At 51.0% G+C, this 20388-nt stretch carries 16 protein-coding genes; 9 read left to right on the forward strand and 7 right to left on the reverse strand.

Features of this window, described 5'->3' with window-relative positions:
* Positions 1–70 precede the first annotated feature (70 nt).
* Positions 71–2779, forward strand: coding sequence for an aconitate hydratase AcnA (acnA, locus tag ACFVVF_RS08075; protein ID WP_387806987.1), 2709 nt, complete (start codon positions 71–73; stop codon positions 2777–2779).
* Between the two features lie 1260 nt (positions 2780–4039).
* Here acnA and ACFVVF_RS08080 read toward each other — a convergent pair.
* Both ACFVVF_RS08080 and aroC read right to left on the reverse strand, forming a co-directional pair.
* Positions 4040–4735: a TerC family protein gene (locus tag ACFVVF_RS08080; protein WP_387808915.1), complete on the reverse strand. Its 696-nt coding sequence runs from the start codon at positions 4733–4735 to the stop codon at positions 4040–4042.
* Between the two features lie 209 nt (positions 4736–4944).
* A complete protein-coding gene (aroC, locus tag ACFVVF_RS08085) occupies positions 4945–6003 on the reverse strand; it encodes a chorismate synthase (RefSeq protein ID WP_387806988.1) in 1059 nt (352 codons plus the stop codon).
* Positions 6004–6119: 116 nt separating this feature from the next.
* Here aroC and ACFVVF_RS08090 point away from each other — a divergent pair, with 116 nt between their 5' ends.
* From ACFVVF_RS08090 to ACFVVF_RS08105, 4 genes are all read left to right on the forward strand, one after another.
* On the forward strand, positions 6120–7001 hold the full coding sequence (locus tag ACFVVF_RS08090; RefSeq protein ID WP_387806990.1) for a LysR family transcriptional regulator: 882 nt from the start codon (positions 6120–6122) through the stop codon (positions 6999–7001).
* Between the two features lie 138 nt (positions 7002–7139).
* Positions 7140–7772, forward strand: a complete 633-nt coding sequence (locus tag ACFVVF_RS08095) for a helix-turn-helix transcriptional regulator (RefSeq protein ID WP_387806992.1) — start codon at positions 7140–7142, stop codon at positions 7770–7772.
* A gap of 84 nt (positions 7773–7856) precedes the next feature.
* Positions 7857–8795 carry an oxygen-dependent tRNA uridine(34) hydroxylase TrhO gene (gene trhO, locus ACFVVF_RS08100; protein ID WP_387806994.1) on the forward strand — a complete coding sequence of 313 codons (939 nt, stop codon included), beginning with the start codon at positions 7857–7859 and terminating at the stop codon, positions 8793–8795.
* A 15-nt stretch (positions 8796–8810) separates the two neighbouring features.
* Positions 8811–9062 carry a DUF1450 domain-containing protein gene (locus ACFVVF_RS08105; protein ID WP_387806996.1) on the forward strand — a complete coding sequence of 84 codons (252 nt, stop codon included), beginning with the start codon at positions 8811–8813 and terminating at the stop codon, positions 9060–9062.
* A gap of 87 nt (positions 9063–9149) precedes the next feature.
* Here ACFVVF_RS08105 and ACFVVF_RS08110 read toward each other — a convergent pair whose 3' ends face one another.
* The 3 genes from ACFVVF_RS08110 to ACFVVF_RS08120 are packed head-to-tail and all read right to left on the reverse strand — an operon-like array spanning position 9150 to position 12866.
* Entirely contained in the window at positions 9150–9377 is a 228-nt protein-coding gene (locus ACFVVF_RS08110) for a hypothetical protein (RefSeq protein WP_387806998.1), read from the reverse strand.
* 16 nt (positions 9378–9393) lie between these two features.
* Positions 9394–11052 (reverse strand): response regulator, encoded by a 1659-nt coding sequence (locus tag ACFVVF_RS08115; RefSeq protein ID WP_387807000.1) that lies wholly within the window; start codon positions 11050–11052, stop codon positions 9394–9396.
* Positions 11049–12866 (reverse strand): cache domain-containing sensor histidine kinase, encoded by a 1818-nt coding sequence (locus ACFVVF_RS08120; RefSeq protein WP_387807001.1) that lies wholly within the window; start codon positions 12864–12866, stop codon positions 11049–11051. The genes ACFVVF_RS08115 and ACFVVF_RS08120 overlap by 4 nt, the downstream gene beginning before the upstream one ends.
* 110 nt (positions 12867–12976) lie before the next feature.
* Between ACFVVF_RS08120 and ACFVVF_RS08125 the strand changes: the two genes are divergently transcribed.
* The 4 genes from ACFVVF_RS08125 to ACFVVF_RS08140 all read left to right on the forward strand — a co-directional run bounded on the left by ACFVVF_RS08125 (position 12977) and on the right by ACFVVF_RS08140 (position 17216).
* Positions 12977–13864 carry a carbohydrate ABC transporter permease gene (locus ACFVVF_RS08125; RefSeq protein WP_387807003.1) on the forward strand — a complete coding sequence of 296 codons (888 nt, stop codon included), beginning with the start codon at positions 12977–12979 and terminating at the stop codon, positions 13862–13864.
* A complete protein-coding gene (locus ACFVVF_RS08130; RefSeq protein WP_387807005.1) occupies positions 13864–14694 on the forward strand; it encodes a carbohydrate ABC transporter permease in 831 nt (276 codons plus the stop codon). The genes ACFVVF_RS08125 and ACFVVF_RS08130 overlap by 1 nt, the downstream gene beginning before the upstream one ends.
* 122 nt (positions 14695–14816) lie before the next feature.
* Entirely contained in the window at positions 14817–16124 is a 1308-nt protein-coding gene (locus ACFVVF_RS08135) for an ABC transporter substrate-binding protein (protein WP_387807007.1), read from the forward strand.
* A gap of 150 nt (positions 16125–16274) precedes the next feature.
* Positions 16275–17216: a ribose-phosphate diphosphokinase gene (locus ACFVVF_RS08140; RefSeq protein WP_387807009.1), complete on the forward strand. Its 942-nt coding sequence runs from the start codon at positions 16275–16277 to the stop codon at positions 17214–17216.
* 1199 nt (positions 17217–18415) lie between these two features.
* Here ACFVVF_RS08140 and ACFVVF_RS08145 read toward each other — a convergent pair.
* Both ACFVVF_RS08145 and ACFVVF_RS08150 read right to left on the reverse strand, forming a co-directional pair.
* The gene (locus tag ACFVVF_RS08145) at positions 18416–19459 is read right to left on the reverse strand and encodes a Gfo/Idh/MocA family protein (protein WP_387808918.1); all 1044 of its coding nucleotides are present in this window, start codon (positions 19457–19459) and stop codon (positions 18416–18418) included.
* Between the two features lie 23 nt (positions 19460–19482).
* Positions 19483–20373, reverse strand: a complete 891-nt coding sequence (locus tag ACFVVF_RS08150; protein WP_387807011.1) for a sugar phosphate isomerase/epimerase family protein — start codon at positions 20371–20373, stop codon at positions 19483–19485.
* Positions 20374–20388: the final 15 nt, after the last annotated feature.

Raw genomic sequence — 20388 nt, forward strand, 5'->3', positions numbered from 1 at the left:
TTTGAAATAGTGTTTCACAGAATGAAACATGCATCGTTCAATCTTACCTTAAAAGGGGGAGCTTCAAGAAATGGCAAACCAAGACCATTACGCTTCGAGATCCAACCTTGAAGTTGGAGGCAAACAGTATGGTTACTACAGCCTTCAAGCGCTTCAAGAGCAAGGACTCGGCGAAATCTCCAAACTTCCATTCTCAATCAAAGTATTGCTCGAAGGCGCTGTACGTCAATTTGACGGCCGTGCCATTACAAAGGAGCATGTTAAACAACTGGCTGACTGGGCTGTAAGCCGCGATGACAAAGAAATTCCTTTCATTCCTTCCCGTATCGTTCTGCAGGATTTGACTGGCGTACCGGTTGTAGTTGACCTTGCAGCAATGCGTGAAACGGTTAAAAAAGCAGGCGGAGATCCTAAAAAAATCAACCCGCTCGTTCCTGTCGATCTCGTTATCGACCACTCGGTTATGGTCGACGCTTTCGGTTCCCCGGACGCGCTCGAAATTAACCAACGCATCGAATTTGAGCGTAACGCAGAACGTTACCGTTTCTTCCGCTGGGCACAAACAGCGTTTGACAACTTCCGCGCTGTACCACCGGATACAGGTATCGTTCACCAAGTTAACTTGGAGTACCTCGCATCCGTTGCTGCTACAAAAACAATCGACGGCGAAACTTTCGTTTTCCCGGATTCCCTTGTAGGTACGGACTCCCATACAACGATGATCAATGGTCTCGGCATCGTAGGCTGGGGCGTTGGCGGCATCGAGGCGGAAGCCGGCATGCTTGGCCAACCGCTGTACTTCGTAACACCTGAAGTTATCGGCTTCAAACTGACTGGCAGCCTGGCTGAAGGCGCTACAGCAACTGACCTTGCGCTGACAATTACCCAATTGCTTCGTAAAAAAGGCGTTGTCGGCAAATTCGTTGAATTCTTCGGTTCCGGCTTGTCCAACATCAGCTTGCCTGACCGTGCAACGGTTGCCAACATGGCTCCTGAATACGGCGCAACTGTCGGCTTCTTCCCTGTCGATGCAACGACGCTTGATTTCTTGCGTCAAACAGGACGTTCGGAAGAGCAAATTGCGCTCGTTGAAGCTTACTACAAAGCACAAGACATGTTCCGTACAGACGCTACACCAGACCCAACCTTTACAGAAGTGGTTGAACTGGATCTGTCGACAGTCGTACCAAGCCTTGCAGGTCCTAAACGTCCGCAAGACCGTATCGAGCTGACGAACATGAAAGACTCGTGGAACACAATTGCTCGCCAGCCGGTTGACAAAGGCGGCTACGGCCTGTCCGACAGCAAGCTGGATGAAGTCGTTGAAGTGAAACACGCCAACGGCAAAGAAAGCAAAATGCGCGATGGCGCAGTCGTTCTGGCAGCGATCACTTCGTGTACGAACACATCGAACCCAAGCGTTATGGTCGGTGCTGGTCTCGTGGCGAAAAAAGCGGTTGCCCGCGGCCTCGTGAAACCTGAGTATGTAAAAAGCTCGCTGACACCAGGTTCCCTGGTTGTTACCGACTACTTGAAAAAAGCAAACCTGCTGGAATCGCTTGAAGCTCTGGGCTTCCACGTTGCAGGCTACGGCTGCGCGACTTGTATCGGCAACTCCGGCCCGCTTCCTGAAGATGTGAGCCAAGCGATTGCAGATAACGATATGACAGTAGCGGCTGTCCTTTCCGGTAACCGTAACTTTGAAGGCCGTATCCACGCGCAAATCAAAGCAAACTACCTGGCATCGCCGCCGCTCGTTGTTGCTTATGCACTTGCTGGTACAGTAAACATCGATTTCGCAAGCGAGCCAATTGGCACGGATCCAAACGGCCAACCGGTCTTCCTGAAAGACATCTGGCCAACGAACCAAGAGATCGCTGATGCGATGAACGCTTCGCTCTCGCCAGAAATGTTCCGCGCGAAATACGAAAATGTGTACACGCAAAACGAACGCTGGAACCAAATTCCAGTACCGGAAGGCGAACTGTACGAGTGGGATCCGAAATCCACTTACATCGCCAACCCTCCTTTCTTCGACAAATTGGCTGACGGCATCCGCGATGTTGAAGACATCAAAGCGGCTAAAACGTTGCTTGCGCTTGGCGACTCGGTTACAACTGACCATATCTCGCCAGCAGGCAGCATCCGTCCAGACGCTCCAGGCGGCAAATACTTGATCGCTAACGGCGTTGAGAAGAAAGACTTCAACTCCTACGGCTCGCGTCGCGGTCATCATGAAGTGATGGTTCGCGGTACGTTCGCCAACATCCGGATCAAGAACCAAATCGCTCCGGGTACAGAAGGCGGCTTCTCGACTTACCAGCCAACTGGCGAAGTAACGTCGGTATACGAAGCTTCGATGAAATATCAAGCAGACGGTACGAATCTTGTCGTCCTTGGCGGCAAAGAGTACGGTACTGGCTCCTCCCGTGACTGGGCGGCAAAAGGTACGTTCCTGCTCGGCGTCAAAGCCGTTATTACAGAAAGCTTCGAGCGTATCCACCGTTCCAACCTGGTGGGCATGGGCGTTCTGCCGCTGCAATTCCTGCCTGGCGAAGGCTGGAAACAGCTTGGCCTGACTGGCTATGAGACGTTCGACATCGTTGGACTCTCGAACGACGTACAGCCTGGCGACAAAGTTAAAGTTGTTGCTACAAAAGAAGACGGAACAACGACTGAATTCCAAGTTATCGTTCGTCTCGACTCGCTCGTAGATGTTGACTACTACCGGAACGGCGGCATTCTGCAAACCGTTCTGCGTCAAATGATCTCGAACTAATGCATTGAAAAAGGTGAGGCTCCCGCTGGGAGCCTCACCTTTTTTGTGTTGTTTTGTTTACTCAGATCCTGTTGCTAAGGTAACGTACGTCTCTGTAGCCGTTGTAACTGCTGCATTTCCACCACCCTACCAGTACATTTCCTTTCGACTAATTCGCCAGCATACTCATACTCGGCACTTTCTGTATGCTCCCGCTCTTCGTTCGGTTGCTGCTTTTCCGTCCTACGTTGGATTTTTCCAATGTAGAGGGCCTTCTCTGCTACTTTATCTCCCCTACGTTGGATATTTCCAACGTAGGGCGCCTTCTCTGCTGCTTTCCAGCCTCTACGTTTGATTTTTCCAACGTAGGATGCCTTCTCTGCTACTTTATCGCCTCTACGTTGGATATTTCCAACGTAGGATGGCTTTTCGGTTACTTTTCCGCTTCTACGTTGGATTTTTCCAACGTAGGGGGCCTTCTCTGCTACTTTATCACCTCTACATTGGATTTTTCCAACGTAGGGGCTTTTTCTGTTACTTTTCCACCTCTACGTTGGATATTTCCAACGTAGGGTGCCTTTTCGGCTACTTTTCCACCTCTACGTTGGATATTTCCAACGTAGGGGGCTTTTTCTGCTACTTTTCTGCCTCTACGTTGGATTTTTCCAACGTAGGGGGCTTTTTCTGCTACTTTTCTGCTTCTACGTTGGATATTTCCAACGTAGGATGGCTTTTCGTCTACTTTTCCGCTTCTACGTTGGATTTTTCCAACGTAGGGGGCTTTTTCTGCTACTTTTCTGCCTCTACGTTGGATTTTTCCAACGTAGGATACTTTATCTGTTACTTTTCTGCCCCTACGTTGGATATTTCCAACGTAGGGTGCCTTCTCTGCTACTTTTCTGCCTCTACGTTGGATATTTCCAACGTAGAGTGCTTCCTCTGCTACTTTCTCGCCCCTACGTTGGACTTTTCCAACGTAGGTTGCCTTCTCTGCTACTTTCCCGCATCTACGTTGGATTTTTCCAACGTATGGTGCTTTTTCTCTGCTGCTTCCCCCGCATCTATGTTGGATTTTTCCAACGTAAGGCGCCTTCTATGCTGCTTTCCCCGCTCCTACGTTGGATTCTTCCAACGCAGGGCGCTTCCCTGCTACTCCCTGCCGCAAAAGCTGCGATACGCAGCTGCATGCGCATGAGCGCGCAACAAAAAAAGGTCAACCACTGGTTGACCTCCTCCTACAAAATCACCGTTCATCATATGACCGGTGATTTAGCTTCTATTTTACAACGATGCGCCGTGCTCCCGCCCGGCCTCTGTTTTCTTCTTCACCAGGTTGCTCCACAAACCTGCTGCAATGACGATCAATACCGCAACGGCGATGAAAGTCCAGCGAATCGCTTCATTGTCCTCGAACAGATGCCCGAAGGACGGCTCGTGGGTAATCATTTTTGCGGCGGTGTAGGCCAATACGCCTGAACCGACGTATACGATCCACGGAAGCTTATTCAGCAGCTTAATAAACAATGTGCTGCCCCATACGACGATCGGAATGCTAATAATCAGCCCCAGAGCGACAAGCAGTACGTTGCCGTGAGCGGCGCCTGCAACAGCGATAACGTTGTCCAGCCCCATTGCCGCGTCCGCGATAATGATTGTACGCACCGATGCCCAGATCGTATTCCCCGCCTTAATATCGCCATGCTCCTCTTCCTGCGACAACAGCCTGTAAGCAATCCACAGCAGCAGCAAACCGCCAATCGCGAGCAGCCAAGGCACCTTGAGCAAGTAGACAACCAGTACCGTTGCACAAATCCGGATCGCAACAGCTCCTACCGTTCCCCAGAGAATAGCCTGCTTTTGCTGCTCTTTCGGCAGCTTGCGCGCAGACATCCCAATCACGATCGCGTTATCTCCGGCCAGAATCAGATCAATAAAGATGATCGACAGCAGTGTCGACCAAAACTCAAGCGTCAAAATCACGCGCGTTCCCCTCTTTTCTCCAACCGGTAAAGCCAGCCGGCCGGCAGCCAGTAGTCTTTGTAATGTATGTATGTCCATAAGGACATCAGAGAACAGTGTACTGCCGCCGACTTTTTTTCGCAATAGAAATATTTTTGGACACTATTGCGGTACACGTACATAAAAAACACGCAACCGCCCAAATGGCTGCTGCGTGTTCCCATCATTTAGTTATGCAAAGCCGCTTGGCGCTTGAACAAATCCTCCAGCACCATGCATACCATCGCTTCTACTACCGGAATGACGCGCGGGCAGATGCACGGATCATGGCGGCCGATCGTCTCAATAATGTGCTCCTCGCCGGACTGGTCTACCGTCTTCTGCGGCTTCGAGATCGAGGAGGTTGGCTTGACCGCAATGCGGAAAACAATATCCTGACCCGTGCTGATGCCGCCGATAATGCCGCCTGCATTGTTGGTCAGGAAGCCGTCTTTGTCCATTTGGTCGTTATGTTCGCTGCCCAGCATCTCGGCAGCGTCAAAGCCTGCGCCAAATTCAATGCCTTTTACCGCTCCGATCGACAGCATCGCCTTCGCCAGCTCTGCGTCCAGCTTATCGAAGGTCGGCTCGCCGATACCCGGCTTCACGCCGCGGATGATGCATTCCACAATGCCGCCGCAGCTGTCGCCGATGCTTGCCAGATGCTCGATCTTCTCGATCATCTTCGCCGCTGCAACCGGATCGGCTGCGCGAACCGGATTTTTCTCGATGAAGCTCTCATCGACCGTCTCGCCCTGGATGCCGCCAACAGCTTTCGTGTATGCCGTTACCGACACGCCGCGAAGCGACAGCAGCTTGCGTGCAACCGCACCTGCGGCTACGCGTCCAGCCGTCTCTCTGCCTGAAGCACGGCCGCTGCCGCGGTGATCGCGGTGAACGTACTTCTCTACATAGGTGAAATCCGCATGACCTGGACGGAACAGCAATTTATTTTTCTCGTAGGCAGAAGGGCGCATATCCGTATTGTTCAGCATAACGGCGAGCGGAGCGCCGGTTGTTTTGCCCTCAAATACGCCGGACAAAATCCGAATCGTATCCGATTCCTTACGCGGCGTCGTTACTGAAGATTGACCCGGCTTGCGGCGGTCCATCTGAAATTGAATCTCTTGCTCCGTAATTTCCACTCCTGGCGTAACTCCATCTATAATGACGCCAACGGCCTCGCCGTGCGACTCGCCAAACGTTGTCATCGTAAACAATTTACCAAAGCTGCTGCTTCCCGACATCTGTCATCCATCCTTCCATTTTTTAAAGCTTGTTTGTACTATTTATTATAATTTCGTTGGTGATATAATGGAAATAACAATATCATTACGTTGCGATAGAGAGGGTCTATGCCATAATGATGCATCTGGAAAGCTACCGTATTTTTTTATTAACGGCCAGAACCGGCAATTTCACAAAAGCTGCGCAAGCGCTCCATATTACGCAGCCTTCAGTCAGCTACGCGATTAAGCAATTGGAGGAGCATTTCGGCGCCAAGCTGTTTGACCGGCTGTCCAAGGGCGTCCGGCTTACCGAAGAAGGAAGAGCGCTCTATGAATATGTTGAGCAGTCCTTCTCCCTCCTCAGCCGTGGAGAGAAAAAGCTGCGCGAGCTCGTTCAACTGGATGCAGGCGAGCTTCGGATCGGAGCAAGCGGACCGATTATTAAGCATGTGCTGCTGCCCCATTTAGGCAAGTTCCATGCCGAGCACCCGCAAATCCGAATCCGCCTCATGCAGATCAAGACTAGCGAGGTCACCCGCCAGCTTCAAGAAGAGCAGATTGATCTCGGTCTTGTCCACCTGCCGCTGGAAGAGGACACGCTCGACGTGACCCCTTTTATCGAAATCCAGGATTGCTTTGTCGTTGGAAAAGCGTATAAAGAGCTTGCCGAGCACCCATTGACGGTACGCGAGCTGACACAAATTCCGCTGCTGCTGCCTACCTCCGGAAGCAGCACAAGACTGTTCGTTGAGCACTGGTTTGCGGAACGCGGAATTTACAAGGAGCCAGATATCGAGCTTACGAGTACAGAAATGATTGTGGAATTCGCGCAGCAGGGCTATGGAGCCGCTTTTGTCGCCCGGCAATTCGCCCAGCGGGAGCTTGCAGAAGGATCGCTTTGCGAGCTGCAGCTGACTGACCCGATTCCGCCCCGCATGATCGGTATCGTCACTCGTAAAAACAAAGTGCTGCCAAGCGCTTCCTCCTCCTTTTTAAGCCTGCTTATGAAAGGTTGAGGGCTGCTATACGTTTCCATGCCGACTTATGAGACATTTTTGTTGAAAAATGATATAGTGTAACTAGCTTTCATGTTCCATTCTTCTATTAAGGAAACAAAAGATAAAAAATACTTTGACCAATAGGCGGTGAATATCGTGAAGCAAGTCAATGGGCTCTCGACACGCGAAACCATTTTGCATTTGCTGAAAACAAACGGTGAGCTCAGCGCCAAAGACTTGACGGAGCAGCTTGGCCTTACCGGCATGGCCGTTCGCCGCCACTTGGAGAGCTTTGAGAGCAGCGGATGGATCACGCAGCGTTCCGTCAGACAGGCAATGGGCAGACCGACGGCGCTTTATAGCTTGACGGAGCAGGCCGAGCATTATTTTCCGAAAAAATATAATTCCTTAACGCTGGATCTGCTAGGCGAGCTAGGGCAAGAATCCGGCGACGAAATGGTTAATCTGCTGTTTGACCGCCGTAAGGAATCGATGCTGAGCAAATATGCTCCAGCGATGGAGAATAAACAGCTCGCCGATAAAGTCGCCGCACTGGCGCAAATTCAGAACGACAATGGCTATATGGTGCAGTGGGAGCAGGAAAGCGAAGATGAATTCGTGCTTAAGGAGCATAACTGCCCGATCGCCGATGTTGCGAACGCCTACGGCCATGCTTGCAACTGCGAGCTGCAGTTGTTCCGTTCCCTGCTTAACGCCGATGTCAGCAGAACCGAATGTTTGGCGAAAGGCGATCGCAAATGCGAATACCGGATTAAAAAAACGATATAGTTGACGAACTCTACAAGCAGGTTTAGCATGGATAAAGCGACAAAGATACATTTTAATAAATGAACTGGAGAAGTGAGATTCGACATGACCGAAATTCAAGATCACAATAACAAACCTTACCGCATTCTGCTCTATTATAAATATGTGCCTATCGAGAACTACGAGCTGTTTGCGGCAGAGCATCTTCAATACTGCAAAGAGCTTGGCATCAAAGGCCGGATTCTGGTCGCACACCAAGGCATTAACGGAACGCTGTCCGGCACGGTGGAGCAGACAGAAGCTTATATGGCTCATATGCGCAGCAACCCGCTGTTTACCGATATGGTGTACAAAATTGACGAATCGGATTCGCATGTATTCAAGAAGCTGTTCGTCCGTCCGAAAAAAGAGCTCGTCACGCTTCGTTATGAGAAGGCGCTTGACCCTAATGTCCGTACCGGCAAGCATCTGTCGCCTAAGGAGTTTCATGAGCAGCTCCAGCGGGATGACGTCGTCATTATCGACGGCCGCAACGACTATGAATATGATATCGGCCATTTCCGCGGTGCAATCCGTCCTACGGTTGAATCGTTCCGGGAATTCCCGCAATGGATTCGCAACAACCTGCAGGACGTGAAAGACAAAACCATTCTAACTTACTGCACAGGCGGCATCCGCTGCGAGACGCTAACGGCTGTACTGCTGGAGGAAGGCTTTAATGACGTTGCTCAGCTCGACGGCGGCATCGTCACTTACGGCAAGGATGAGGAAGTACAAGGCCGCCTGTTTGACGGCAAATGCTATGTTTTCGACGAGCGTGTCTCGGTACGCGTCAACAACACCGACGAAGATATCGTTGTCGGCAGCTGCTACCACTGCGGCAAGCCGGAGGACCGCTATATCAATTGTGCAGATGATCTCTGCCACCGCCAGCATATTTGCTGCGAAGAATGCGAAGAGGAGCATGCAGCTTACTGCTCAGACGAGTGCGAAGCCAACGACGCGCCTAAGCGCCAGCTGAAAGTGCTCCAATCGCTGAGATAAGCAGGTGATGCAGCAATGAGCCTGGGACTCGTCGTCGTCGAAGTATGCGACCGCAATGCGATGGCTCTTCTGCCGCTTGAGGAGCTGGAGGAGAAGTTTCCCGAAGCTGCGGTCATGCGAACCAACTGTTTGAATATGTGCAATATGTGCCGCGCACGTCCTTATGCGATGGTCAATGAAAACCGCGTCCATGCGGCAACTCCGGAGGAATGTTTGGAGCAAGTGGAAGAAGCGGTGCGTGAGGAAATCCGGTTGTTTTTCGAGTGAAATTACACGTTAAAATAGTAAGCTGCGCAACTCTCCATACTATGGTGAGCGGCGCAGCTTTTTTTTCGTAGGCAGATGTAGTAGTCATTATGACTGACTTTTTTTGAAATCCTTATATTTTTTTAAAGCTACAATTAAATTTAAAACGCCTGATAGAAACATTAGGATCAGCATGATAATTGAAAAACCATTAAATCCCTCTCTAACCCCGTTGCCGACTGCCCCCAGCTTAGGTTGATGCCTATCCCAATAATCGTATAGGACAATGATAAATGGAAGCAATATAACGATAATACTTGTGATGATATACATCATTAGTTTCTCTTTGATACTAGCCCTCTCCCTCCTGCTTCCTGTATTGATTCGGCGAGACGCTCATCACCTTTTTGAACACTTTGCTAAAATATTTCTCGTCGTCGTAGCCGACCATTTCGGCGATTTGAGCAATTTTCAAATGCGGGTTTCGCAGCAGCAGCCTTGCTTTCTCCACGCGGACCCTCGCCAGATAGTCGAATACGTTCTCGCCCATCTCTTGTTTGAACCGGCGTGAAATATATTCCCGGCTCAAGTAAAACCGTTCGGAAATGTCCTGCAGCGTCACTTCTAGGTGATAGTTCTGTTCCATATACTTTGCAATTTCCTTCATGATGTTCAGATCAGGCTGGCGGCTGGAGCCTGACTGATAGATTCGTGACAGCTCCGACAAACTGGCAATCAGCTGCTCCCGCCACGCTTCCATAGACAAGCTCCTGTCCGCATGGAGCAGCCTGCGCCATTCCGGCAGCAGCTCCGGGCTGCTGGCCCTCCATGATGAATCGAATACCGTCACCGCGGCAGAGCTCTCATGCACTGGCTTGTTCAGCCGTTCCAGCATCGCCTTATAATCCGCGTGCCAATGCTCCAGCTGCCCCTGTGAAATCGCTGGCATTCCGCTGACTGCTTCCATCCAGCTATTGACCGCTGTCTCGATATCTTTCTCCCTTCCGCCCCTCGCAGCGACGCGAAACCGCTCTTCATAGTCGCCTAACGATGGCATGCTGACTGCCGCCGAAGACGTGATAGCCTTCGAAGATTCAAAGCAATGAAAACCGTCATCCGCAGCGAGCAGATTGCGCTGCTTCAGTGCCGTTCTCGCCGCTTGGAATGAATCTGCAATACCGCCGGGGAACGGCTGCTCTGTCCCGATGCCGATATCAATCCGGCTGTGTATCGTCTCGCAGATGCCGTCACGGATACGGCGCAGTGTCGCCTCCCAATCGCCAAGCCCGCCCCAGAGCAGCAGCACGATTTCATGCTCGCTGTTCCAATACCGGAATGCAAAGCCGCGGTCATCTCGCCGTAAAAACTCATTGCAAACGTTAGTCAGAATGAAAAACAGCAAATCGCGGTTATGAACAAATTTCTGGGCAACGCCGGCATCAATAGAATCGAGAGAAAGAACCGCTGTCCTGCACTGTTCGATCCGGCTGAGCTTAAATTCGTCTTGCAGCAGCGGAGGCAATTGTGTTCTGCCTCCCGTCTGGCTAATCAGTCCGGAGAACAGCTTATCCCAATAAACCGGCTTGATCTGATTCATCTCGATATTCCGCTGCTGCTTGATTTGACGCTCCCGCTCCTCCTTTTCCCAGCACTGTTTGGCCTTCACCAGCGCTTCGGTCAGCTGCTCAGGATCGATCGGCTTCAGCAAATAATCCTGCCCGCCGTATTTCATCGAGCTGCGAACGAGCTCGAAATCATCGTAGCCGCTGACCACGATCGTTTTGCATTTCCGGCCTTCCGCATACAGCCAAGACAGCAAACCAACCCCGTCCCGGTGCGGCATCCGCATATCGGTAACGACGATTTCCGGCTGAAGGCGTTCAATCATATCAACTGCTGCATCTCCGTTATCCGCTTCATAAATGTTGTCGATTCCAAGCCCCTGCCAGTCAATAAGCAGCCGGATCGCCTCGCGTACATGCTGTTCGTCATCTACTAAAAGCACATTCATGTCCGTCCCTCCAGTCCATAGTGAAGCGGTATGCGAATCGTCACGATAAAGCCTCCCGACGGCGGGGAATCCACGCTCATTTCCGGCTCTTCATCGTAATAGAGCTTCAATCGCATCCATACGTTGCTGATTCCAATATGATGCTGCTCTTCCAGCAATACAGCCGTCGAGCGCTGCAGCAGCCTCCGCAGCTCTTGCAGCTTATCGGCGCTAACGCCGCTGCCGTTATCCTCGATTTGAATGATCAGCCACTCGCCGCCCGTTGCATCGGCAGAAATGCGGATAAAGCCGCTGCCGTCGGCCTTCTCGTAGCCATGCTTGAAGTAATTTTCGATGAGCGGCTGCAGCAGCATTTTCGGCACCAGAATGGCTTGCGAATTCGGATCAATGGCATACTCGACCGTCAGCTGATCGTTAAAACGCTGCTTTTGCAGCTCCAGATAAGCTTTGGCATGGCCAAGCTCCAGCGAGAAAGGAACGATCGCTTCGCTCGTGTTCATATTGTAGCGCATCATTTTGGCGATGGCTGTGATCAGCGAGTATACCTTTGGCGCCTGCGCCTGAAGCGCCAGCGTGCCGATCGATTGCAGCGCATTGTACAAAAAATGAGGATTGATCTGCGCTTGCATCGCTTTTAGCTGGTTAGTCTTATTCGCAATTTCCAGCCGGTACTCGCGGTTGATCAAGTCTTTGATCGTCTGCAGCATCGTGTTGAACCGCCGTGCCAGTATGGCAACCTCATCCCGTCCCTGCACAGGAACGACGATGTTGAAATTTCCTGCTTGCACTTGATTGATATGGCCGATAAGCCGCTTAATCGGATTAGTGAAATGGTACGAGACGAATATGCTCGCAATCACGACAAGCGCCATAAACAAAATAATGATCGTTGTATTAATCGTCCGGATCGCGTTCGCACTCTCGTACAAGTAGGAGTAAGGCAGCTGCTTGACGACAATCCAATCCATGTAATTGGCGCTAATCGTATCATAAATGACGATGCCGGAAAAGGTGCTGTCCTTCCACTTCATGACGCCGCTTTCCTCGCCGGCAGCCACCTTGTCAGCCCAAGCCATGCTCTCGCCGCTGCTGTTCTCCGAGCAGATGACGTTCTTGTCCCTGTCGATAATATAAAGCTTCTCCTGATCGGAAAGCGTAAGCTGCTTGCACACTTTGTTGAGCTCGGCAGACTGTACGTCGATGGCCAGATACCCGATCACATCGTTGCTTGGTGTACGAATAATAGGCCTTTTTAACGTGAAAACGCTTACCTTTTTAACCGATTTACTCCAGTCCAGCTTGTAATTGACGCTGTTGTGCGTCGCTTGCACGAACGGCGCAGGATTACCCTTCCGCCCTTCAGGCCATTCGCTCGCTAAGCCGATGCCGCTGCGGAAAAAACCGCGCGAGAGCAGGTAAGATAATTTATCGCTGCCAATCTCCAGATAGATCTGATGAATGCCTTTAGCAGACTGATAAATATTCAGAATGTGGGTATAGACGAGCATGTTGTTTTTCAGATCGAAATCAGCAGCATCGGTATTGGCCGACTGCCCTCGATCAATTAAGGCGAACAAGGAATTGGACGCATTCAGGTTGTTGTAGACGTCCAGTGAGGACTCATTGATTTTGTCCATATAGCTGCTAATATTGTTTTTCCCGAGTGAAAGAAGCTTCTGGCTTTCGTGAATCGCCTGCTCGGTGACCTGATTTTTGATATAGAAATTCGAGATGATCATAGAAATCGTAATCGGAATAACCGTTACCGCCAACAGCAGCGCCATCAGCTTCCTGCGTATACTCGTCGCGAACAACCCGCTTCCCCCCAGGTCAATATATTACACCAAACCCATCATATCTATCTGTGTTCCAAAAAACAATAACGGATTATATTTACATCATAACCCCCGATAGGAGGCATTCGATGCATACACGTAAACAATCAAGGCAATGGCTGCAACAGCTCGTTTTCCTTGGACCCGGGACGATCGCTTTCTCGATCATCGTACTCATCCCTTTCCTGCTCGGCTTTTACTATTCTTTCACAGAATGGAACGGACTTGATCTGAACAAAGCCAAATGGACGGGCATGGCCAATATTACTCGGATCTTCACAAACGACGACAAGTTTTGGACCGCTTTCGGCTTTACGCTCCGCTTTACCTTCGTCACGATTATTGCCACTAATGTGCTAGGCTTTCTGCTCGCGCTGCTGCTTACCCGCCCGCTCAAGGGCAGAAACGCACTGCGGACGATCTTTTTTCTGCCGAACGTGCTGGGCGGCATTTTGCTCGGCTACATCTGGCAGTTCATTTTCACCAAGGGATTCAAAACGATCGGAGAATTGACCGGCTGGCCGATGTTCGAGCTGCCTTGGCTCGGCACGCCAAACACGGGCTTCTGGGGACTTGTGATCGTCTTCGTCTGGCAGACGGCTGGCTATATGATGATCATTTACATCGCCGCTATCGTCGGGGTACCGAAGGATCTCATGGAAGCCGCAACGATTGACGGGGCAACCTACTGGCAGTCGATCCGGAAAATAACGGCGCCGCTTATAATGCCGGCCATAACCGTCTGCTTATTTCTTACGACATCCAACGCATTCAAAATGTTCGACTTGAACTTCTCGCTTACGAAAGGCGGACCAGGCACCTCCACACAATCGCTGGCTTACAACATTTATGCCGAGGCGCTGATCAACAACCGGTACGGGCTTGGAACAGCCAAAGCGATGTTATTCTTTTTCGCTGTATCGATCATCGCCGTAACCCAAGTTTGGCTGACCAAACGGAAGGAGGTTGAAGCCTGATGGCCGCTTCCCGCTTCCGCAATTACAGCGTCATTACGCTTGTGCTGCTGCTTGCGCTGCTGTTTCTGTCACCGTTCTACTTCGTCCTTGTCAATTCTGTCAAATCGCTTGGCGAGATTATGGTGGACGCCGCGTCCCTTCCAAAAATCTATCTATGGACGAACTATAATGAGGTATGGGATATTATCCGGTTTCCGAAGGTGCTGTTCAACTCCATTCTCATTACAGGGGTGAGCGTGGCCGGCATCGTCCTTGTCAGCGCTATGGCCGGTTACCGGCTCGTACGAAGGCCAACGACATTCAACAAGCTGCTATTTACTTGCTTTATCGCGGCGATGATCATTCCGTTTCAATCGATCATGCTGCAGCTTGTCCGGATTACGAGCCTGCTGGAGCTGCGCGGCAATTTGCTGGGCATATTCGTCTGCTACTTAGGCTTTGGCTTATCGCTTTCGGTGTTCCTGTTCCACGGCTTCGTCAAAAGCGTGCCGGTAGAGATCGAAGAGGCAGCCGTTGTCGACGGGTGTACCCCGTACGGCGTATTTTGGAAAATCGTCTTCCCGCTGCTCCGCCCGATCATGGTAACGGTCATCATATTGAACGGATTATGGATCTGGAACGACTATTTGCTTCCGGTGCTCGTCATTGGGGCGAATAAAGATTTAACGACCATTCCGCTGGCTGTTACACGCTTCTTCGGACAATATACGAAGCAATGGGATCTAGCGCTCGCAGGGCTCACTATGAGCGTTGCGCCGATCTTAACCGTCTTTCTCCTGCTGCAAAGACATATTGTGGAAGGTATTTCTTCCGGTTCCTTAAAAGGGTAGAAAATCAATATTTTGCACTTTTGTCGACAATGCATTCAGTGTTGCTCTCTTTATACAGACTCTATAATCGAATTGTAAACGCTGCTTTATCCTCATCTTCATACCTTTAGGGAGGTCAAGACATGAAAAAATTATCGATTCTGCTGGCATCCATCCTGCTTATCATTGCGGCAGGCTGCGGCAACGGCAACGGCAACGGCGGAAGCAATGGGGGCAATAACGGCACATCCCCAACGACAGAAGCGGGTCAAAAGGAAGAAACGGCGACTCCGAAAAAAGACGTCACCATCAAAGTATTTCAATTCAAGGTTGAAATCGCCGACGCGCTCAACCGGATGGCGGAAGCGTACGAGAAAGAAACCGGCGTGAAGGTTCAAGTCGAAACACATGGCGGCGGCGAGGATTACAACGCATTGCTGCGTGCTGAAATTGCCGCTGGCTCCGAGCCGGAGATTTTCAATGCTGAAGGCTTTGCCGCTCTTGAGGCTTATTATGATCGTGCGACGGATCTGTCCGGCGAGCCATGGGCAAAAGATGTAATTGAATCTGCTGCTGCACCTGCTAAGGTAGACGGCAAGCTGCTGGGCATGCCAATGAACATTGAAGGCTACGGCATTTTCTACAATAAAGAATTGTTCGCCAAAGCTGGCATTACTGAGCTTCCTAAGACGCTGACTGAGCTGGAGGCTGTCGTTGCCAAGCTGGAGGCAGCAGGCATCACGCCATTCGTTACGACCAATGAATGGTGGTCGATCGGGCATCACACCATTAACGTAGCGCTTGCTGAGCAGCCAGACCCTGTCGCTTTCGTCGAAGGCACGAAGAACGGAACCGAGCTGTTCAAAAACAATGAGATTTTCCAAAAATGGACCAAGTATGTCGATCTCGTATTCAACCATAGCCAAAAGGATAAATTGACGACGGACTACGCAACACAAGTAGCAACCTTCGCTTCCGGCAAAGCTGCGATGATTCAACAAGGCAACTGGATTCAAGGCGATATCGACAAAGTAGGCAAGCTGGATATCGGCCTGCTGCCGATTCCGATTGACGACAGCGGCAAAGCCCGTATCTACACAGGCCCGGCTAACTTCTGGATCGTGAACAGCAAGTCGAAAAATGCCGAGGAAGCAAAAGCGTTCCTCAACTGGATGGTTACATCGGACACAGGCAAATCGTACATTACGAAGGAATTCAAATTCATTCCTGCCCTCACATCCATTACAGCTACAACTGAGGACGTTGGCCAAATGGGCGCGGCCGTATCGGAACAAGCAGCTTCCGCTGGCGGCTGGCATTGGGGCCGTTATCCGGACGGCGTAACCCAAGGTTGGGGCGCGGCGATGCAGGAGTATCAAGGCGGCCAGATCAACAAGGATCAGCTGCTCGATAAATTCAACAAAACGATATCCGATATCGTGCAAAAATAATGCTCAAAACGGCTGCTGCCGGAAGGTTTGTTACACGCCTTCCGGCAGCAGCCGTTTGATTATCCGGCAACTAAGGGTATAATGGAGAGTGATTACAGCCTCATGAGATTTTGTGTCATTTCATTATGAAGCTGCCTATGGAGGATCGTTATGCAGAAGGTGAAAATTTTTTCCGGTTCCTCGAACAAGCCGCTCGCCGAGCAGCTATGTGCTGAACTGGGCGTACCGCTAGGCAAAGTTGATATCACCCGCTTGCAAAGCGGAGAAATCCATCTCGCCTACCAGGAATCGCTACGTAATTACCATGTTTTTATCGTTCAATCGTTGTCCCATCCGGTAAATGAAAACTTAGTCGAGCTTCTCGTCATGATCGACGCCGCGAAACGGGCCTCTGCCAAAACGATCAATATCGTTATGCCTTACTATGGCTACGCCCGGCAAGAACGCAAATCCGCTCCCCGCGAGCCGATTTCCGCCAAGCTGGTCGCTGATATTCTTACGACGGTTGGCGCCAACCGGATTATTGCAGTCGATCTGCATGCCGACGCCATCCAGGGCTTTTTCCAAATTCCAGTGGATCATCTCACAGCCCTTGATATCATTACCGACTATTTGAAAAACAAAAAAATTCAGAAGCCTGTCGTTGTATCTCCCGATGCGGGACGAGCTTCCATGGCTGAAAAGCTGGCCGACTATCTGGACTGTCCGTTTGCGATCATGATCAAAAACAGACCCGCCCATAACCAGACGGAAATTACTCATATTATCGGCGAGGTTGAAGGCATGACGCCGATTATTATTGAAGATTTGATCGACACCGGCGGTACGATCGTCAACGTTGTCGAGGCTTTGAAGAAACGCGGGGCGAATGACGCTTACATTGCCGCCACGCACGGCTTGTTCTCGCAGAACGCGCTGGAGAAGCTGAACCATCCGAACATTCGCGAGGTCGTCATTACGGATACGATTGCGCTGCCGGATGAGCATCCGGATAAGTTTATCGTGCTGCCGATGGCATGCCTGCTTGGCAATGCGATCCGCATCATTAACAATGGCGGCTCGATTGACCATTTGTTTAAGCACATCACGTAAATAGAAAAAGCGTTGGCGGATGCCAGCGCTTTTTCTATTTATCGTATTGCAGCAGTCCCAGACCCCGGGTCGCTGCGCAAGCTGGTTCAAGCAAGACCGGGGTCACTGCAACTTCAACTGCCCTGGGATCGCTGCGCGTTTTGGTTCATGCTGCCGTTCTTGATTCCATTGCCCCATCGCTTTTACGATGATAAATGGATAGAGTCGTGCGAAATGTCATCCTGAACTCAAAACGCTCCGCTCTCCCTCACTGCAACTTCAACTGCCCCAGCGTCGCTGCGCGTTTTGGTTCATACTGCCGTTCTTGATTCCATTTGCCCATCGCTTTCACGATGATTGAATGGATAGAATCGTGCGAAATGTCATCCTGAACTCAAAACGCTCCGCTCTCCCTCACTGCAACTTCAACTGCCCCAGCGTCGCTGCGCGTTTTGGTTCATGCTGCCGTTCTTGATTCCATTGTCCCATCGCTTTCCGATCATAAATGAATAGAATCTTGCGAAATGCCATCCTGAACTCAAATCGCTCCGCTCTCCCTCACTGCAACTTCAACAACCCCGGGTCGCTGCGCGCTTTGGTTCATGATGCCGTTCTTGATTCCATTCTCCCATCGCTTTCACGATGATTAAATGGATAGAACCGTGCGAAATGGCAGCATGAACTCAAATCGCTCCGCTCACCTCCAATTCAAACACTTATTCTGATCCCAGTCTTAGAACGCTCCTTTTACCCCGATGCGACAACATACTTAGAGTAAATGACTAGTGACTGGCTCACATGGCCAGCTGATGTGGGAATCAAAATGTAAAAGTGCAGGTTGTTATGCGTTTTATCGGCGATTTATGGCATCAAAATGCAAAAGTGCAGGCTGATTGGTCAAAAAGGCCTCGAAATCGAGGATTTGGGCGATTTCAAATGTATTTTTGCATTTTGATGGCTGTTTTGAGCGTTTTTGAGCATTTCAAAATGTACTTTTACATTTTGATGCTGGAGCGAATGCCTCAACTGGGCTTCTGTACTGCAGCTTCGCTGCTTTCAGACCGCTACGCACAGCCATGTCATGCTTGAGCTGCTTTGCGCTGCACAGTAATGCTGCTTACACGGTACTGCAGCATTACGCTGGAGCTGCTTTACGCTACGCGATTATGCTGCAGTTACACGCTACTGCAGCATTTCCGTGCGTTGCTACGCCAAGCCTGTTATTCAACGCCGATAAACTCGGCGATGCTGATTTTGCGGCCTTGCTTCGCGCTTTCCAGAGCAGCGAGAACCATCGCCATACTGAGGCGATTGTCTCGGCTGTTCGTCTCGGCAGGGCGTCCCTCCTCCAGCGAGAGAAACATTTCGTCCAGACAGCCATGATGGAACGTGTTGGCGTATGATTTCAAATCGGCCTTTATGACTTCATACGATTTCATAAACTTGCCGGTCTGATCGCCCTCAGCAATGACCTCGGCATACGGAGCGCTAGCACCATCCCATATTGCTGTGCCCTTCTCGCCAGTGATTCGCCAGGAAGCTTCCCATGTCGTTGGCGCCCCTTCAGCGCACCAGGAGCCGCGGTAGCAGAACACCGAGCCGTCCGACATTTCGAAAATGCAAATCGCGGCAGCATTGCCCGCATACCAGGAACCGGCCGGATTAAACTCCTGGCAATAGACCGATACGGGGTCGGCGCCGACAATAAGCCGGGCTTGGTCAAATGTATGGATTGCCATATCGAGCAAAAGCGGGCTGTCCATGGCATCGCGGAAACCGCCAAAATGCGGGGCAAGGAAAAAATCAGCGCCGATATAGCCCGGCTTGCCGATGCTGCCGTCTTCGATCATCTCGCGGAGTGCACGAATGCCAGGATCGTAGCGGCGATTTTGCATAATCGCATGCCGGCTTCCCGTGCTATCAGCTAGCGCCACGAGTTCATTGCACTGTTCCATCGTTTCGGCGAGCGGTTTTTCGCCAAACACGTCGCAGCCCAGCTTCATTGCGGTAGAGCTGACAGCATAATGGCTAGCCGGTATAGTCACATCGAATACAAGATTGGCATTAGTCGCTTGAACAGCCTGCTCCACATCCGTAAATAGCGGACAGGATAACTCCTGCCGATCCGCCATCGCTTGGGCAAACTCCTCTTTAATATCGACAAGAGCGACGATTTCCGTATCCGGACGTTTTTTCGCGTACTCTACCCAAGAATTAGCCATGCCTCCGCAGCCGACGACGACGACCCGGTATTTTTGCTCCATCTGCATCTGATTCTCCCCCTTTTCTATTGCGGATTCGGGATAAAATCTCCGCCCCGGCACCGTTTCAAATAGTTAAGTCCGTGCACCTGTCCCGTCATCTCTAATTCGTCCCGATAGACCGGATCATGCCAGCCCTCGATGTCGATCGTTCCCTGGTAGCCCGCTTGCCTCAGAATTGTAATAATGTCCGTCCAGTTCGTATCGCCAAAGCCCGGCGTCCGGTGCCAGACGAAATCCTTCGGCCCATGAATGCCGTATTCCTTGACGACATCCCATGCGATTGTAGCGTCCTTGCCGTGAACATGAAACACTTTATCAACCCATTTGCGCAGCTGCGGGATCGGATCGATCAGCGATACCATCTGGTGACAAGGCTCCCATTCCAGACCGATATTGTCTGCCGGAACGGCATTGAACATCCGCTCCCACGCGGTCGGATTATGGGCAATATTCCAATCGCCGTCATTCCAGTTTCCGCCCATATCGCAGTTTTCGAAGGCGATACGCAAGCCTTTATCCTCCGCCCGGCGAGCCAGCTCGCCAAACACCTCAGCAAACCTCGGCAGCGACTCATCAATAGAGCCGGGAACACGGCCTGTAAAACCGGAGACGATATCAGCGCCGAACAGATGCGCGTGGTCGATCAGCCTTTCCCAGCTCGCTAATGTATCGGCATTGTCTCCAGCTCCGGTCAACGGATTGCCAAAAATGCCAACCGTCGAAATAATGAAACCGTGTTCATCAGCAAGCTCGCGCACGCGCTTGGCCGTCTCAACCAAATCTGTATTTCCTGTCGTCTGCCAGAAGGTCAGGCTGAACGATTCAAAGCCGTGCTTTACAATTTGCGGGATAACGCGTACGGCTTCACCGCCCCCCACTAGTGTTCCAATTCGCAATGGATGATGCTGATTCACTTGTCGATCACTCCA

Origin of the sequence: Paenibacillus sp. NPDC058174 (assembly GCF_042883865.1) — a bacterium.
Classification (GTDB): domain Bacteria; phylum Bacillota; class Bacilli; order Paenibacillales; family Paenibacillaceae; genus Pristimantibacillus.

Bases quoted from the DNA above. Each gene is read 5' to 3' on its own strand.
- acnA (WP_387806987.1), top strand. From the start codon at position 71: ATGGCAAACCAAGACCATTACGCTTCGAGATCCAACCTTGAAGTTGGA.
- aroC (WP_387806988.1), bottom strand. From the start codon at position 6,003: ATGTCGGGAAGCAGCAGCTTTGGTAAATTGTTTACGATGACAACGTTT.
- ACFVVF_RS08090 (WP_387806990.1), top strand. From the start codon at position 6,120: ATGATGCATCTGGAAAGCTACCGTATTTTTTTATTAACGGCCAGAACC.
- trhO (WP_387806994.1), top strand. From the start codon at position 7,857: ATGACCGAAATTCAAGATCACAATAACAAACCTTACCGCATTCTGCTC.
- ACFVVF_RS08105 (WP_387806996.1), top strand. From the start codon at position 8,811: ATGAGCCTGGGACTCGTCGTCGTCGAAGTATGCGACCGCAATGCGATG.
- ACFVVF_RS08110 (WP_387806998.1), bottom strand. From the start codon at position 9,377: ATGATGTATATCATCACAAGTATTATCGTTATATTGCTTCCATTTATC.
- ACFVVF_RS08115 (WP_387807000.1), bottom strand. From the start codon at position 11,052: ATGAATGTGCTTTTAGTAGATGACGAACAGCATGTACGCGAGGCGATC.
- ACFVVF_RS08125 (WP_387807003.1), top strand. From the start codon at position 12,977: ATGCATACACGTAAACAATCAAGGCAATGGCTGCAACAGCTCGTTTTC.
- ACFVVF_RS08130 (WP_387807005.1), top strand. From the start codon at position 13,864: ATGGCCGCTTCCCGCTTCCGCAATTACAGCGTCATTACGCTTGTGCTG.
- ACFVVF_RS08135 (WP_387807007.1), top strand. From the start codon at position 14,817: ATGAAAAAATTATCGATTCTGCTGGCATCCATCCTGCTTATCATTGCG.
- ACFVVF_RS08140 (WP_387807009.1), top strand. From the start codon at position 16,275: ATGCAGAAGGTGAAAATTTTTTCCGGTTCCTCGAACAAGCCGCTCGCC.
- ACFVVF_RS08145 (WP_387808918.1), bottom strand. From the start codon at position 19,459: ATGGAGCAAAAATACCGGGTCGTCGTCGTCGGCTGCGGAGGCATGGCT.